This is a genomic window from Methanomassiliicoccales archaeon LGM-DZ1 (assembly GCA_030168595.1).
Classification (GTDB): Archaea; Thermoplasmatota; Thermoplasmata; order Methanomassiliicoccales; family Methanomethylophilaceae; genus Methanomethylophilus.
The window spans coordinates 563,340-577,169 of record CP115556.1 but is presented as its reverse complement, the minus strand read 5'-3'; the positions used below and the strand labels follow the sequence as shown (position 1 = coordinate 577,169).

Sequence of the window (13,830 nt, the reverse complement as noted above, 5' to 3'; positions counted from 1 at the left end):
TTTGTTAACGAACGTTAAATCAAATATTAACACATATTCTCCATAAACGTTAACGAACGGCCCGAAAAATGTTCGCGGATATACCCCCGAAGGGTATAAATCGGACATCATTATGTGGGGCACCCGTGGAAACAATTGTTAAGTCGTTGGAATGCGGCGGCTGCATGAAGCCCATGGAGCATTCTAAAGAAGAATACGACAAATTGATTCACCGTTTGAATCGTATAGAAGGACAGATCCGCGGCATACGCGGGATGCTGGAGAAGAGTGCCTCCTGCCCGGACATAATCGTCCAGACCTCGGCGGTCAACGCCGCCCTGAACTCATTCAACAGGGAGCTGCTGGCGGGCTACATCCGCACCTGCGTCACCTGCGGGATGCTCCGGGGCAACGAGGAGGCCGTCGAGAAGCTGATGACGGCACTGCAGAAGACGATGAAGCGAAGGGATCGGCAATGAGCATAGATGATGCAAAGGGAACGCAGGCGGCCGGGAGCCTCCTGCAGGTGGAAGGTCTGACGGCGGAGGCCGGCGGCAGGGAGATCCTGCACGGGATCGACCTGGAGATCGGAAAAGGAGAGGTCCATGTGCTCATGGGCCCGAACGGGGCCGGGAAGTCCACTCTCGGATGCACCCTGATGGGGGACCCGCGCTACAGGGTCACCGGCGGGAAGATCTCCTTCAAGGGGCAGGACATAACGTACGAGACCGCCGACAGGCGCGCGAAGGAGGGCATGTTCCTCTCCTTCCAGACGCCGGCGGAGGTCCCCGGCATAACGCTCGGGGAGTTCCTGAGGACGGCGCTCGAGCAGAGGACCGGGAAGAGGGCGAAGTACTTCGAGTTCAGGGACGAGGCCAAGAAGAGCATGCAGCTGCTGAACATGGACATCTCCTATCTCGACAGGGAGCTCAACGTGGGCTTCTCCGGAGGGGAGAAGAAGAAGGCCGAGGTGCTGCAACTGCTGATGCTGAAGCCCGACCTGGCCATCCTGGACGAGACGGACTCAGGGCTGGACGTCGATGCGGTCCGCACGGTGTCGGCCGGTATCGAGCGTTACAGGGAGACCGTCGGAGGGTCCCTGCTGGTCATCACCCACAGCACCCGCATCCTCGATTCCCTGGACATCGACAGGGTCCACGTCATGGTGCAGGGGAGGCTGGCGGCCGCCGGAGGGCCTTCCATGATCGACGGGATCAACCGGAACGGATTCGCGGAGTACGAGCATGAGCGAAGGCAGGGACAGCATCAGGGAGAAGGTCCGGGATGCCGACAGCGGCCGGAGCATCTACGATTTCCGGAACCCCGAGGACGACTCCTTCAGGATGGAGGAAGGCCTCACGCCGGAGATCGTCGGCAGGATCTCCGACGAGAAGGGGGACCCGCAGTGGATGCGCGAGTTCAGGCTGAAGTGCCTGGACATCTACAACAGGATGCCCGTGCCGGACTGGGGGCCTTCGATCGACGGCCTGGACATCGGCAGGATCGCTACCTACGTCCGCCCGAACGCGAAGATGCAGGGCGATTGGAAGGACGTGCCCAAGGACATCAAGGACACCTTCGAGAAGCTCGGCATCCCGGAGGCGGAGCGCAAATCGCTCGCAGGAGTGGGCGCGCAGTATGATTCCGAGCTCGTCTACCACAATGTGAAGGACGAGGCAGCCAAGCAGGGCGTTGTCTACACGGACATCGAGAGCGCCATGCGCGGGGAGTACGCCGATATGGTGCGCGAGCACTTCATGAAGCTCGTGCCGCCGGGGGACCACAAGTTCGCCGCCCTCCACGGGGCCGTGTGGTCCGGCGGGTCGTTCGTCTACGTCCCGCCCGGGGTGCACCTCGACTTCCCGCTGCAGTCGTACTTCCGGCTGAACGCGAAGGGCGCGGGGCAGTTCGAGCACACGCTCATCATCGTCGGCGAAGGGGCGTACCTGCATTTCATCGAGGGGTGCTCGGCGCCGAAGTACAACGTCGCCAACCTGCACGCCGGATGCGTCGAGCTCTACGTCGGCAGGAATGCGACCCTGCGCTACTCCACGATAGAGAACTGGTCGAAGAACATGTACAACCTCAACACCAAGAGGGCGAGGGTGGAGGAGGGCGGCAAGATCGAATGGGTCTCCGGATCGTTCGGATCGCACACCTCGTACCTGTACCCGATGAGCATCCTGCAGGGCAGGGGTGCGAGCTGCGAGTTCACCGGCATAACCTTCGCCGGGAAGGGGCAGGAGCTGGACACCGGCGCCAAGGTCGTCCACAACGCCCCCTGCACCTCGTCGCACATCAGCACAAAATCGATCTCCAAGGACGGGGGAGCCAGCATCTTCAGGAGCGCGGTGGTCGTGAACCCGCAGGCCAAGGGCAGCAAGGCGTTCGTGTCCTGCCAGTCGCTGATGGTCGACGGCATTTCGAGGTCCGACACCGTCCCGGCGATGGACATCAGGACGAACGACGCCGATGTGGGACATGAGGCGCGCATAGGCAAGATCAGCGACGATGCGGTGTTCTACCTTATGTCGAGAGGGATATCTGAAGAGGACGCCCGCGCGATGATCGTCAGCGGTTTCGCCGGGAACGTGTCCAAGGAGCTCCCGCTGGAATATGCCGCGGAGATGAACAACCTGATCAACCTCGAGATGAAGGGGGGAGCATGATGCCCGGAGAAGGGAAGATGGACATCAGCATCGACAGGCTGCCGTCCCCCACCTGGAAATGGCTCGGGGTGAACCATGCCGATGTGAGCGCGGACATCCCGGAGGCCGCCGCGCCGGAGATAACGGTCCCGGCCGGGTCTCCGGTGACCGTCTCCAGGACGGACGCGGAGGACCTCAGTGGCATGAGGACCGGCTGCGGCCCCGACATGGCCCGTCTTATCTACGCCGCCGGGGATAAGGCATATGAGATAACGGTCCCCGCAGGGAAGAGGCCTGCAGAACCTGTCATCATCCGCGCGGACCTCGCCGGCGGCAGGAGCCAGGCGTTCCGCCTCGTCCTGCGCGCCGGGGAGGGTTCCGAGATGACCGCCGTCATGGTGCTCTCGTCATCCGCCGATGCCGGAGGGCAGGCGGCAGTGCAGACCTTGATCGACGCCGCCCCCGGAGCGAAGGTCCGCCTGGTGCAGGTAGACCTCCTGGGCAGCGGGTTCCGCCTGATCAGCGACGTCGGCGGGAGGCTGGGGGACAGGGCCTCCGCCGACCTTGCCGATGCGATCCTGGGAGGGCGGGAGATATACACCGGCCGCAGCATCGACCTCGCCGGCGATTCCAGCCGCCTCGGGGCGGACGTCGGGTACATGATCGGCGGGGACACGGTCCTCGACATGAACTATGAGGCGGTGCACCGCGGTAAGAGGACAGAGTCCCGCATGGACGCCGAAGGCTCCCTGCGCGGCAGGTCCAAGAAGACCTTCCGCGGGACTATCGACTTCCGCAGCGGGTGCTCCGGGTCCAAGGGGAGCGAGAAGGAGGACATACTGATGTTCGACGACGGGGTGGAGAACAAGACCGTCCCCCTGATACTGTGCGCGGAGGAGGACGTCGAGGGCGACCACGGGGCCACCATCGGGAGGCTCGGCGATGACGTCCTGTTCTACATGGGCTCCCGGGGGATAGACGCGGAGACCGCCTGCAGGGCGATCGCGGATTCCCGTCTCAGGAAGCTGTGCCGCATGATCCCGGACGCCGGGATAAGGCTGGAGGCCGAGCGTTTCTTCGACGCCGGCGCAGAGGAGGGAGATGAATGATTGATGAGAAGAAAGCAGCGGAGCTCAGGAAGGACTTCCCGCTGCTCAGGGACAGCACCGTCGCCTATCTGGACAACGCCGCCACGGCGCAGAGGGCGCAGTGCGTGATGGATGCGGTCGAGCGGTTCTACCGCACCGCGAACGCGAACCCCTACAGGGGAGTCTACGCGCTCAGCGAGGAGGCCACCGAGGCCCACGAGCATGCCCGCAGGACCGTCGCGGGGTTCATCAACGCCTCCCGGCCGGAAGAGGTGATCTTCACCAGGAATGCGACCGAGGCGCTGAACCTCGTTGCCTACAGCCTGGGGGAGCTCCTCCTCCGCCCGGGGGACGAGGTCCTGGTGACGGTGTTCGAGCACCACAGCAACATCCTGCCCTGGCAGCAGGCCGTCAGGCACGCGGGCGCGAAGCTCAGGTACATCGAGTGCGAGCAGGACGGGACTGTAACGGAAGAGGCCTTCCGCTCCGCCCTCACGCCCAGGACCAAGATAGTCTCCATGGCTCAGGTCTCGAACGTCCTCGGCAGGCTGTACGATGTCGGGAAGTTCGCGCGCATCGCCCACGAGAACGGCAGCGTGTTCGTCTGCGACGGGGCGCAGAGCGTCCCGCACATCCCGGTGGACGTGCAGGCCCTGGACGTCGACTTCCTGGCCTTCTCCGGCCACAAGATGTACGCGCCGATGGGCATCGGCGTGCTCTATGGGAAGATGCAGTACCTGGAGAAGATGCCCCCGTTCATGACCGGAGGCGAGATGATAGAGTACGTCCGCCGCGACAGCGCCACCTTCGCGGAGGTCCCGCACAAGTTCGAGGCCGGCACGGTGAACGTGGGAGGGGCCGTGGGGCTGGAGGCGGCCATTGAGTACATCTGGTCTGTGGGCATGGAGGACATCCGGCAGAGGGAGGAGATGCTGACCGCCTACGCGATGGAGAAGCTGAAGGCGGTCAAAGGAGTGCATATCATCGGGTCGGAGGACCCGGCGGAGCACATCGGGATCGTCACCTTCACCCTGGACGGGGTGCACCCGCACGACGTGGCGTCCATCCTCGACGCGGACGGCATCGCGGTGCGCGCCGGCCACCACTGCGCCCAGCCGCTGATGGCCTTCATAAAGAACGCGGACGGGTCACCGGTCTCGGCGACCGTGAGGGCGAGCTTCGCCTTCTACAACACGAAGGAGGAGATCGACAGGCTCGCCGCCTCGCTCTCCAAGATCAGGAGGGAGATGGGGTATGCCGACTGACACGTTCTACGGGGAGATCCTGACCGACCACAACCTCCATCCGGGGAACAAGCGGAGGATCGAAGGCCCCACCGCGGAGCTGGAGGGGGTGAACCCCAGCTGCGGCGACGACATCGTCCTGCAGCTGAAGGTCGGGCAGGACGGGAAGATAGAGGACGCCGCCTTCTCCGGCAGCGGATGCGCGGTGTCGCAGGCGTCCGCCGACATGATGTGCGACCTGGTCATCGGCCGCACCGGGGAGGACGCCCTCCGCCTCGCGGACATCTTCATGCGCATGATCAAAGGCGAGGCCGGTCCCGATGAGATCGGCGAGCTGGGAGAGGCCGGCTGCCTCGCGGACGTCTCGCACATGCCGGCGCGCGTGAAGTGCGCCATGCTCGGATGGCGCACCCTCAGACAGGCCCTGGGCGGCGAATGAGCCCGGCGCGGCCCGCGCATGCGGACCGCCCCGGCAGCCCCGTTCCTGCGCGCGCATAGTTTTAAACGCACGTGCCAGATGCACTATCGATCGAAATGGTCGACGAGCAGGCAATCAAGAAGGCCCAGGAACAGTACGGCGCCCTCCTCAGGCAGCAGCTTGAGAGGGTCGAGAGGCTGAAGAACGAACCGGATTGGACGGACTACTCCAAGCTGGACAAGCTCATCATCGGAGTCTGCGGAGGGGACGGGATCGGCCCCTACATCTGCAAGGACGCCGAGAAGGTCCTCGAGTTCCTCCTGGCTGATAAGATCAAGGCCGGGAAGGTCGAGATCAGGGACATCGACGGGCTCACCATCGAGCACCGCGTGGAGACCATGAAGGCCATCCCCGACGACGTCATGGAGCAGCTGAAGCAGTGCCATGTCATCCTCAAGGGCCCGACCACCACCCCCAAGAAGGGCGACCCCTGGCCCAACATCGAGTCCGCCAACGTCGCCATGAGGAAGCAGCTCGACCTCTTCGCTAACATCCGCCCCGTCAAGGTCCCGGAGCTCGGCATCGACTGGAGGTTCTTCAGGGAGAACACCGAGGGGTCCTACGCCGTCGGCTCCAATGGGATCAACGTCACCGACGACCTGGCCATCGACTACTGCGTCGCCACCACCCAGGGGACCGAGAGGATCCTCAGGGCCGGGTTCGACTACGCGAAGAAGTCCGGCGCCAACTACGTCTCCGTCATCACGAAGGCCAATATCATCAAGACCACCGACGGGAAGTTCCTGTCCATCGCCGAGAAGGTCGCGAAGGACTACCCTGAGGTCAGGTGGGACGACTGGTTCATTGACATAACCACCGCCAAGCTGCTCGACCCGGCCCGCAGGTCCAACTTCCGCGTGTTCGTGCTCCCCAACCTCTACGGCGACATCATCACCGACGAGGCGGCGCAGATCCAGGGAGGCGTCGGAACAGCCGGATCGGCCAACGTCGGCAAGAGGTACGCCATGTTCGAGGCCATCCACGGCTCCGCGCCCAGGATGGTCACCGAGGGCCGCGCCAAGTACGCCGACCCCTGCTCGATGATCAAGGCCGTCGCGATGATGCTCGAGCACATCGGCGAGACCGAGAAGGCCAGGAAGCTCGACATGGCGCTCGATGTCTGCGTCCAGTTCGAGAAGAAGCTGGTCATGACCGGCAGGTCCACCGGCGCCACCGGCGAGGAGTTCGCGAAGTACGTCATCGAGACCGTGCAGAGGCCCGACCTCGAGAAGGCCTGGAAGGCGTACGTGGACGCCGCCGCGTCCAAGCTCTCCGCCTGAGCCCCGGCCGGCCCGGGGCCCTTCGGGACCTCGTATAAAACCTTTTCACACGCCCCTTCCTGTTTTCGCGGTTAAGTTTTTCTATAACCCCGATAGGCCAGATCTGTTGGATGGGATTTAAGTATCGTTTTGATACATTCTAAGCATGTTTAATATAATCCAACTCCGCTTGGATGGGTGGTAATCCGATGTACTACTGCAGACTGATGATCGACCGCAGCATGCCATACGAGGAGCATCCCTGCCGCAGGCTGATCCCCATTCCCGAGGGAGCGGATGTTTCGATACAGGTCATCAAATGCTCGTCCACCAACGCCGGAGAGGGCATCTCCATGATGAGGGTCATAACCCAGGACAAGGATGTCCTGGAAGAGGGCGTCACCAAGACCGACCTGGGCGAGTGCAGTATAGAGAGGATCAGCTCCACCCATTACACAGCGATGATCACCAACCACAGCTGCTTCATCTGCTCGCTGATCAGCAAGAACAAGTGCTTCCTCATGTCCTCCGTCCCGCTGGAGAACAACCTGGTGGAGTGGACCATCGTCGGCCCGGACTCCTCCACCGTCCACGGCCTCATGTCGGCCCTCCGCGACTACGGCTACAGGATCAAGTTCCTTGCCGGAGGGAAGTTCGGCGACGAGATGACCCTCACTCCCAAGGAGGAGAAGTACCTCAGCGAGGCCTACGCCCGCGGATATTACGCCGTGCCCAGGAAGATGGACCTCGACGAGCTCTCGGGCATCCTGGGATGCTCCAAATCCACCCTCAACGTGGCCCTTAGGACCGCCGAGAGGAAGATCATCTGCTCCTATATCGAGGGCACCGACAAGTCGTTCCGCGGAAAGAACTGATCCGCAGGCCTTCGCAGCGCGCTTTTATAGCCCTGCGGAACGTTCGCATATGCGATACCATGACGGACGTTAGGACGGAGAACGAGATCAAGCTCTATGCGGACTCGGGGCCGTTCGTGTTCTCGGACGATCCCGGCCCGGCCCTGCAGAGGCTGCGCTCAGTCATCTCCAGGGAGGGGTTCTCATGCGGGGACGCATCGGTGAAGAAGCACACCGACACCTATTACACCGACCCGGGGGACACGTTCGCGGACCGGGGCATCGTCCTGCGCTTCCGCGACGAGGGCATCACCGGCTATGTCACGGTGAAGATGCCCAGCATCAGGAGCGGCATGGGGCTCTCCCGCCGCGAGGTCGAGACCAGGGTGGTCAACGTCCCGGGGTTCGACAGGATGAAGGCGCTGGAGGACCATGCGCGGAACTACCTCGGGACGGACACCATCGACCCGATGCCGAAACTGGCCGCCGAGATAACCCGGTGCGAGTTCGTCATATCTTCGAATGTCAGGAAGTACACGGCCGATTACGACAGCGTCGTGTACGTGGACCCCCGCACCGGCGCCAGATCGGCCCCGGTCTGCGAGCTCGAGTTCGAATCGCTCGACGAGGCCATAGAGGACGACAGGATGATGAAGCGCCTGGTCTACAGGCTCACCGAGGACTACCTGTTCGACGAGGAGCGGATGTCGAAGTACGCCCGCGGGCGCGAATGGATAGAATCTCTGAGGCAGGGCTGAGGGCGCGCCCGGCCGCCTTTCGCGGCGGCCCGGCATACCCCTTCCCTTCCTCAGCGTATGAAGTTCGTGAAGACCTTCGCCTCAGAGGGCGGCGCGGGCACGCCCGCCTTCCTGCCGGCGTCGATGCACTTGAGGATCCAGGCGATGTACCCGGCGAGGATGCGCATGTTCTGCATCCCCTCGAGGTCCTGGCGGACCTCGTCCGGGGTGTCCCCGTGGACCTGGTTCCAGTAGGTCGCCCCGGGGACGATCATCCTGCTCATGAGGTAGTACTGGTTGAGGCGCTCGAAGGCGGCGCTGGCGCCCCCTCTGCGGCAGGACACGACGGAGGCGGCCACCTTCCCGGCCATCCTGCCGACGCTGGCATAGAACAGCCTGTCCATCCACGCCGTGAGCTGGCCGTCGGGCCCGGAGTAGTAGACCGGCGCCCCGAACACGAAGCCGTCGATGGAATCGATCCTTTCAAGGACGTCGTTGACCGAATCCTTCCTGATGCAGCCTTTCCCGCTCCTCTTGCAGTATCCGCAGGCGGAGCAGCCGTACATGGCATCCTTGCCGATCCACATGATCTCCGCTTCTATCCCGTTCTTCTCCAGAGCGTCGGCGGCCTCCTTCAGCGCGGTGTAGGTGCATCCGTGCTCATGGGGGCTGCCGTTGACCAACATCACCTTCATATTATGCGATCCCTCCTTTTCTTCCGCGATTCTCTGCGATGATCTTCGTCCGTACCGATGTCAGACGAACGCATGTGCCAGCTCGGCGGCCTTGGCGGGCCATCCGGCCTTGTCCGCGTCGGACATCTCCATCACGTTCCCGGCGAGGACCTTCCCCACGACGTTCCAGTTCAGGAGGTCGCAGGATTTCTCGATGGGGTCCACCAGGCACTCGAAGGTGTCCTCCTCATCATCCCCGGCCGCGGCTATGATGCCGACCTTCTTCTCGCCCACGTCGAAGCCGAGCCCGCTGTAGCAGTACATCCTGTCCATGATGAGTTTGAGGTTGGCGGTCATGGAGAACCAGAAGACCGGAGAGGAGAAGATCACGCCGTCGGCGCGCCTGATGTCCTCGGCGATGGGGTTGAAGTCGTCCTTCTGGATGCAGGGCTTGCCGCCTGCGCGGTAGCAGGCGTTGCATTCCTTGCAGTCGCGGATGTTCAGGCTGAACATGTTGTACCTGCGCACCTCGATCCCGAGCTTCGCGGCCTCCTTCTCGAAGGCGTCTATCATCGAAGCGGTGTTCCCCCGGGGACGGGGGCTGCCGTTGAGGATCACGATGTAAGTCATCCTTCTCCATTCCTCCGTCGGGCATACATAAACGTTCGCATGCATCCCGCGCCCGGCAGGTGACAGGCACATTTCCGGAGAAGGGAAGACAGGATCCCAGCGTATCCGGACGGAAACCTACCGTATTTATATGCGGGCGCAGGTCCGCGGGTGCATGAGCAAACTTCAGGGATACTTCCATCCGACCGAGAAGGACCCGAGGAAGCTCCAGATAACCTTCATCGGGGCGTTCGTCGGCATCGCGGTCACGGCCTGGGCGGACCTCGAGTTCAACGACCCTTATCTGGTGACCTCGTTCGGTGCCACGGCCGTCCTCGTGTTCGCTGTTCCGGACGGCCCGCTCTCCAAGCCGAAGAACGTGTTCTTCGGACATCTGTTCTCAGCTTTCATCGGTGCCATGTGCGTGATCCTCATGGGCATCGAATGGTACTCGATTGCGGCCGCCGTCGCGATCGCCATCATCGTCATGGTCTGCACTGACACCATCCACCCTCCCGGGGGCGCCACCGCCCTGACCATGGTGTTCAGCAACTACGACTCCCTCTGGTACATCATAAGGCCAGTCATGATCGGCATCGTGTTCCTGATGATCGTCGGGTACCTGTGCAGGAGGGCGCGTCTCTGGTGCGACGCCCATCCGCCGGAGGCCTCCGATTGACCGGCGCCGCCCTGCTGCTGATCGATGTGCAGCGGGGCTTCGTCTCGGCGGAGACCGAGCATGCCGTCCCGCGCATCAGGGAGCTTCTGGAGCTTCCGTTCGGGACGGTCATAGCGACGAAGTTCGTCAACGTCCCGGGGTCCCCTTACCGGGAGCTCATGGGCTGGACGGGGATGGCGTCCCCGCCCGACACGGATCTTCTGGACTTCGTCGAGGACAGGGCGGACTTCATCATCGAGAAACATCTCTACACGGCGGCGGACGGCAGGCTGCTGGCACTCCTGAAGGAGCGCAGAGTAGGAACTGTATACATAGCAGGCTTCGACACCGATTGCTGCATCCTGAAGAACGCCGAGGACCTTTTCGAGAAGGGAATCCCCTGCCGCGTCCTCATGCATTACTCCGCATCCAACGGCGGCCGGGCCAGCCATGACGCCGCGAGGACCGTGCTGATGCGCTCGATAGGGGGCGCAGGCATCATCGACGGCCCGATAGATGCATCATCCATACAGTGACCCAGATGCCGGCGCATGATCGGCGGTGCATGACGGGGCAAGTCTGTGCACGGTTCGAAAAGACAGGCCAAATCCAAAAACACCGCAGGCGCCGGATATGAACGCGATCCGAGTGGGGCTGCCCGGATTTGAACCGGGGTCAATAGGTCCCGAACCTACAAGGATACCAAGCTACCCCACAGCCCCACAGCCACGGGTTGAACACTTGGATTCGCTCGTCTGATAAAAGCATTTGCTTCAGTTCAGGGCGCATCCGTTAGGGCGCGTGCGCTATGTACGGCTATCGACGTACAATCGGCGGAAATAACGTCTTTGTGACTGGCACCTTTTTATAACTAATGAACGTGGGGAACGGCGGTTATGAAGGGAATAATAATGGCAGCCGGCAGGGGCACCCGTCTCTATCCGGCCAGCCAGCACATCTCGAAGATCCTGCTGCCGATCTACGACAAACCCATGATCTACTATCCGCTTTCCGCGCTGATGAGCGCGGGGATAACCGAGATTCTGGTGATCGTCAGCAAGGAGGACAGAGCGTATTTCAAACGGCTCCTCGGCGACGGGTCCCAGTTCGGGATCAAGATAAAGTTCGCGGTCCAGAAGACCCTGCGCGGCATCGCCGATGCTTTCCTGATAGGCGAGAAGTTCATCGGAGGGGGAAGCGTCGCCCTCGCCCTCGGCGACAACATATTCTGCGGGGACGAGATGGATGAGCTTCTGGCCGAGGCGATGTCGAACGACGGCGCCACAGTGTTCTGCAAGAAGGTCAGCGACCCGGAGAGGTTCGGCGTCGCGGAGTTCGATGCTGACGGCAAGGTCGTCTCCCTCGAGGAGAAGCCTGCTGAGCCGAAGTCTGACATGGCCGTCACGGGGCTGTACTTCTACGACCGGGATGCAGTGAAGTACGCCAAGCAGCTCAGGCCGTCGCAGCGCGGAGAGCTCGAGATAACCGACCTGAACAGGCTCTACATGCAGGCAGGGAAGCTCCGCGCGATATCCCTGCCGGACGAGGTCACCTGGGCGGACACCGGAACCTTCGACACCATGCTGTCGGCCGGGAACTACGTCCACGATGCCGAGAAGAACGGGCGCGCCCTTGTAGGATGCCCGGAGCAGGTCGCCCTCAGCAGGGGCTACATCACCAAGAAGCAGCTCCTCCAGTGGGTCTCCAGGTTCAAGGAGACGGCATACTACAGCTTCCTCAAGGACCTGGCACAGTCCGAGCGAGGAACATGGTCAGCTCCCCGGACAAGGCTGTCGAAGGCGCTGAGGCCGTCGCCTTCGATGTCTTCGGAACGCTGACCTGCAGGCCTTTCCTTGAGCCTCGGGATCTATTCGGGTATCTGGAGGATGAGTTCTCCGCTCCAGGCTTCGCCGAGGCAAGGGTCAAGGCAGAGAGGAAGGCCAGAGAGAAGGACAGGGAGACCAGGTTGGAAGGGATCTATTCCAGCATGGATTCGATGTACGCCCGGATGATGAAGGAGGAGATCCGGGCAGAGGTCTCGCTCTCTTTCGCTGATCCTGAGGCAAAGAATCTGTTCGAAAGAGCCAGGTCCTCAGGGAAGAGGATTGTGCTTGTTTCTGACATGTACTTGTCATCTGGCACGATATCAGATATTCTGGAGCATTGCGGTTACTCGGGATGGGAGAGGCTGTTCGTCTCCTGCGAGGAGAAGATCTCCAAGAGGAACGGCCTGTGGAAGAATGTCCTGGCTTATCTGGGTCTTTCTCCGCATAGTGTGGCCGTAATAGGCGACGGTCCGAACGCGGACATCGGTTCGTCAGCTGCACTGGGAATGGACGCCGTTCGCTGGATCCCCATGACGGAAAGGTACCTGTCTCGGCACAGGTCTGAGGCTCGGTTTGCTGAAAAGAACCCTTGTTGGCAGGCATCGGCCGTAGCCGCTATGGACATGCTTTCTGAATCCAGCTCAGATAAGGATGAGGCCTATATGCACAAGGTCTCGCGCAGGTTCGGTGGACCGATGAACGCGGTCTTCGCCAGGTTCATCGTGGAACATACGCAGAAAGCGGAAGAGCTTCTGTTCCTGTCGAGGGACGGGTATATGCCCATGCGTTCCTGGGAGACCCTTTACGGGGGACGTGCTCATGCATATCTGCACACATCGAGGATGATGGCCAGGATATTCGGCTCTCCTAATTGGGAGCGCAGGGATGCCGTTCTGTCGATGGCGGACTACATGCTGCGCAGGGGAATCATCGGCCCTAATGAAGCTTCCCGCAGGGACTGGAGGAGATTTGCAGAGGAGCACAGGGAGGAGATGGACAGGCTTTCCGCCGAGGGGCGCGTCAGATGTGCCAAGCATATTGTATCTGCCGCCGGTTCGCCGGTTTCTGCCGCCGTGGTGGACGCAACCACCAAAAGCTTCACCGCTCAGCGGGACCTCTCCGATTATATGCGGGGGACGGAATTGGAAGGGTGCTACTATGCGGTGACCGCGGAGGGCGGCCCGGATCATTCCTGCTATGCCGATCGTTCGGAGCAGAAGCTGTCCTCGACCTACGTGAACCTGACGGAGTTCTTCATGGCCAGCGGCGAGCCTCCGCTGGACGACTTCAATGAGGACGGGGAGCCGGTCCCCGCTACGCAGATCCCGGAGGACGAACGGATCAGGGAGGAAGCGTTTCCGCAGATCGAAGCGGGCATCATGGACTGCGTAAAGCTCTGGAAGGATGTGTTCGGGCAGAGGGTTCCCAGGATAGACTGGCACATCATGGACTCTTGGTTGGATGTCCTCATAGCGGAGGAACACGGGAACGACCCATGCACTCTTTCTGGGATGAAGTGGGCCGTGGACACCCGCCACGTAATCACACGTCACCTCATCGTCAGGTGGACCGACCTCCCCAGGCTGGCCGCCTACAAGGTTGCGGTCAGGGCGTACAATGCCTTGGCGAAGCGGAGAAGAACAAGGCGCCTAAGCAAATAATTCTAGGGTGGGTCTCTGGCCATGTCCCTGCAAATACTGAGATCGAATGCGAGTTTCGAATAACCTTATTAAGTTAGATAAACGTTTTATTAAGGTACTCATTATCACTTATAAT

Annotated in this window: 14 protein-coding genes, 1 tRNA gene and 1 pseudogene; 13 read left to right on the top strand and 3 right to left on the bottom strand. The window is 61.8% G+C overall.

Annotated features, from left to right (window positions below; translation table 11 throughout):
- Positions 1-125 precede the first annotated feature (125 nt).
- From O8W32_02690 to O8W32_02650, 9 genes and pseudogenes are all read left to right on the top strand, one after another.
- Positions 126-458: a metal-sensing transcriptional repressor gene (locus O8W32_02690; GenBank protein ID WII09748.1), complete on the top strand. Its 333-nt coding sequence runs from the start codon at positions 126-128 to the stop codon at positions 456-458.
- Positions 455-1,156: pseudogene (sufC, locus tag O8W32_02685) on the top strand (Fe-S cluster assembly ATPase SufC). The gene O8W32_02690 and the pseudogene sufC overlap by 4 nt, the downstream one beginning before the upstream one ends.
- A gap of 67 nt (positions 1,157-1,223) precedes the next feature.
- Complete coding sequence (sufB, locus tag O8W32_02680) at positions 1,224-2,648, top strand: Fe-S cluster assembly protein SufB (protein WII09747.1); 1,425 nt, start codon at positions 1,224-1,226, stop codon at positions 2,646-2,648.
- A complete protein-coding gene (locus O8W32_02675; GenBank protein ID WII09746.1) occupies positions 2,645-3,736 on the top strand; it encodes a SufD family Fe-S cluster assembly protein in 1,092 nt (363 codons plus the stop codon). The genes sufB and O8W32_02675 overlap by 4 nt, the downstream gene beginning before the upstream one ends.
- Positions 3,733-4,980, top strand: a complete 1,248-nt coding sequence (locus tag O8W32_02670) for a cysteine desulfurase (GenBank protein WII09745.1) — start codon at positions 3,733-3,735, stop codon at positions 4,978-4,980. The genes O8W32_02675 and O8W32_02670 overlap by 4 nt, the downstream gene beginning before the upstream one ends.
- Positions 4,970-5,398, top strand: a complete 429-nt coding sequence (locus O8W32_02665; GenBank protein ID WII09744.1) for an SUF system NifU family Fe-S cluster assembly protein — start codon at positions 4,970-4,972, stop codon at positions 5,396-5,398. The genes O8W32_02670 and O8W32_02665 overlap by 11 nt, the downstream gene beginning before the upstream one ends.
- Positions 5,399-5,493: 95 nt before the next feature.
- On the top strand, positions 5,494-6,717 hold the full coding sequence (locus O8W32_02660) for an isocitrate/isopropylmalate family dehydrogenase (GenBank protein ID WII09743.1): 1,224 nt from the start codon (positions 5,494-5,496) through the stop codon (positions 6,715-6,717).
- Between the two features lie 188 nt (positions 6,718-6,905).
- Complete coding sequence (locus O8W32_02655; protein WII09742.1) at positions 6,906-7,571, top strand: helix-turn-helix domain-containing protein; 666 nt, start codon at positions 6,906-6,908, stop codon at positions 7,569-7,571.
- A 59-nt stretch (positions 7,572-7,630) separates the two neighbouring features.
- A complete protein-coding gene (locus tag O8W32_02650) occupies positions 7,631-8,308 on the top strand; it encodes a CYTH domain-containing protein (GenBank protein ID WII09741.1) in 678 nt (225 codons plus the stop codon).
- A 50-nt stretch (positions 8,309-8,358) separates the two neighbouring features.
- Here O8W32_02650 and O8W32_02645 read toward each other — a convergent pair whose 3' ends face one another.
- Positions 8,359-8,982, bottom strand: coding sequence for a flavodoxin family protein (locus O8W32_02645; protein ID WII09740.1), 624 nt, complete (start codon positions 8,980-8,982; stop codon positions 8,359-8,361).
- 60 nt (positions 8,983-9,042) lie between these two features.
- Complete coding sequence (locus tag O8W32_02640) at positions 9,043-9,591, bottom strand: flavodoxin family protein (GenBank protein ID WII09739.1); 549 nt, start codon at positions 9,589-9,591, stop codon at positions 9,043-9,045.
- 154 nt (positions 9,592-9,745) lie between these two features.
- On the opposite strand from O8W32_02640, the gene O8W32_02635 reads away from it, so the two are divergent.
- A complete protein-coding gene (locus tag O8W32_02635; GenBank protein ID WII09738.1) occupies positions 9,746-10,249 on the top strand; it encodes an HPP family protein in 504 nt (167 codons plus the stop codon).
- Entirely contained in the window at positions 10,246-10,764 is a 519-nt protein-coding gene (locus O8W32_02630) for an isochorismatase family protein (protein WII09737.1), read from the top strand. The genes O8W32_02635 and O8W32_02630 overlap by 4 nt, the downstream gene beginning before the upstream one ends.
- A gap of 113 nt (positions 10,765-10,877) precedes the next feature.
- Here the strand turns inward: O8W32_02630 and O8W32_02625 are convergent.
- Positions 10,878-10,950 (bottom strand) — tRNA-Pro (locus O8W32_02625).
- A gap of 189 nt (positions 10,951-11,139) precedes the next feature.
- On the opposite strand from O8W32_02625, the gene rfbA reads away from it, so the two are divergent.
- A complete protein-coding gene (rfbA, locus tag O8W32_02620) occupies positions 11,140-12,066 on the top strand; it encodes a glucose-1-phosphate thymidylyltransferase RfbA (protein ID WII09736.1) in 927 nt (308 codons plus the stop codon).
- Positions 11,997-13,715: a hypothetical protein gene (locus O8W32_02615; GenBank protein ID WII09735.1), complete on the top strand. Its 1,719-nt coding sequence runs from the start codon at positions 11,997-11,999 to the stop codon at positions 13,713-13,715. The genes rfbA and O8W32_02615 overlap by 70 nt, the downstream gene beginning before the upstream one ends.
- Positions 13,716-13,830 lie beyond the last annotated feature (115 nt).

Coding starts and splice junctions, on each gene's coding strand:
- O8W32_02655 (WII09742.1), top strand. CDS start 6,906: ATGTACTACTGCAGACTGATGATCGACCGCAGCATGCCATACGAGGAG.
- sufB (WII09747.1), top strand. CDS start 1,224: ATGAGCGAAGGCAGGGACAGCATCAGGGAGAAGGTCCGGGATGCCGAC.
- O8W32_02665 (WII09744.1), top strand. CDS start 4,970: ATGCCGACTGACACGTTCTACGGGGAGATCCTGACCGACCACAACCTC.
- O8W32_02660 (WII09743.1), top strand. CDS start 5,494: ATGGTCGACGAGCAGGCAATCAAGAAGGCCCAGGAACAGTACGGCGCC.
- O8W32_02675 (WII09746.1), top strand. CDS start 2,645: ATGATGCCCGGAGAAGGGAAGATGGACATCAGCATCGACAGGCTGCCG.
- O8W32_02645 (WII09740.1), bottom strand. CDS start 8,982: ATGAAGGTGATGTTGGTCAACGGCAGCCCCCATGAGCACGGATGCACC.
- O8W32_02640 (WII09739.1), bottom strand. CDS start 9,591: ATGACTTACATCGTGATCCTCAACGGCAGCCCCCGTCCCCGGGGGAAC.
- O8W32_02670 (WII09745.1), top strand. CDS start 3,733: ATGATTGATGAGAAGAAAGCAGCGGAGCTCAGGAAGGACTTCCCGCTG.
- O8W32_02650 (WII09741.1), top strand. CDS start 7,631: ATGACGGACGTTAGGACGGAGAACGAGATCAAGCTCTATGCGGACTCG.
- O8W32_02615 (WII09735.1), top strand. CDS start 11,997: ATGGTCAGCTCCCCGGACAAGGCTGTCGAAGGCGCTGAGGCCGTCGCC.
- rfbA (WII09736.1), top strand. CDS start 11,140: ATGGCAGCCGGCAGGGGCACCCGTCTCTATCCGGCCAGCCAGCACATC.
- O8W32_02635 (WII09738.1), top strand. CDS start 9,746: ATGAGCAAACTTCAGGGATACTTCCATCCGACCGAGAAGGACCCGAGG.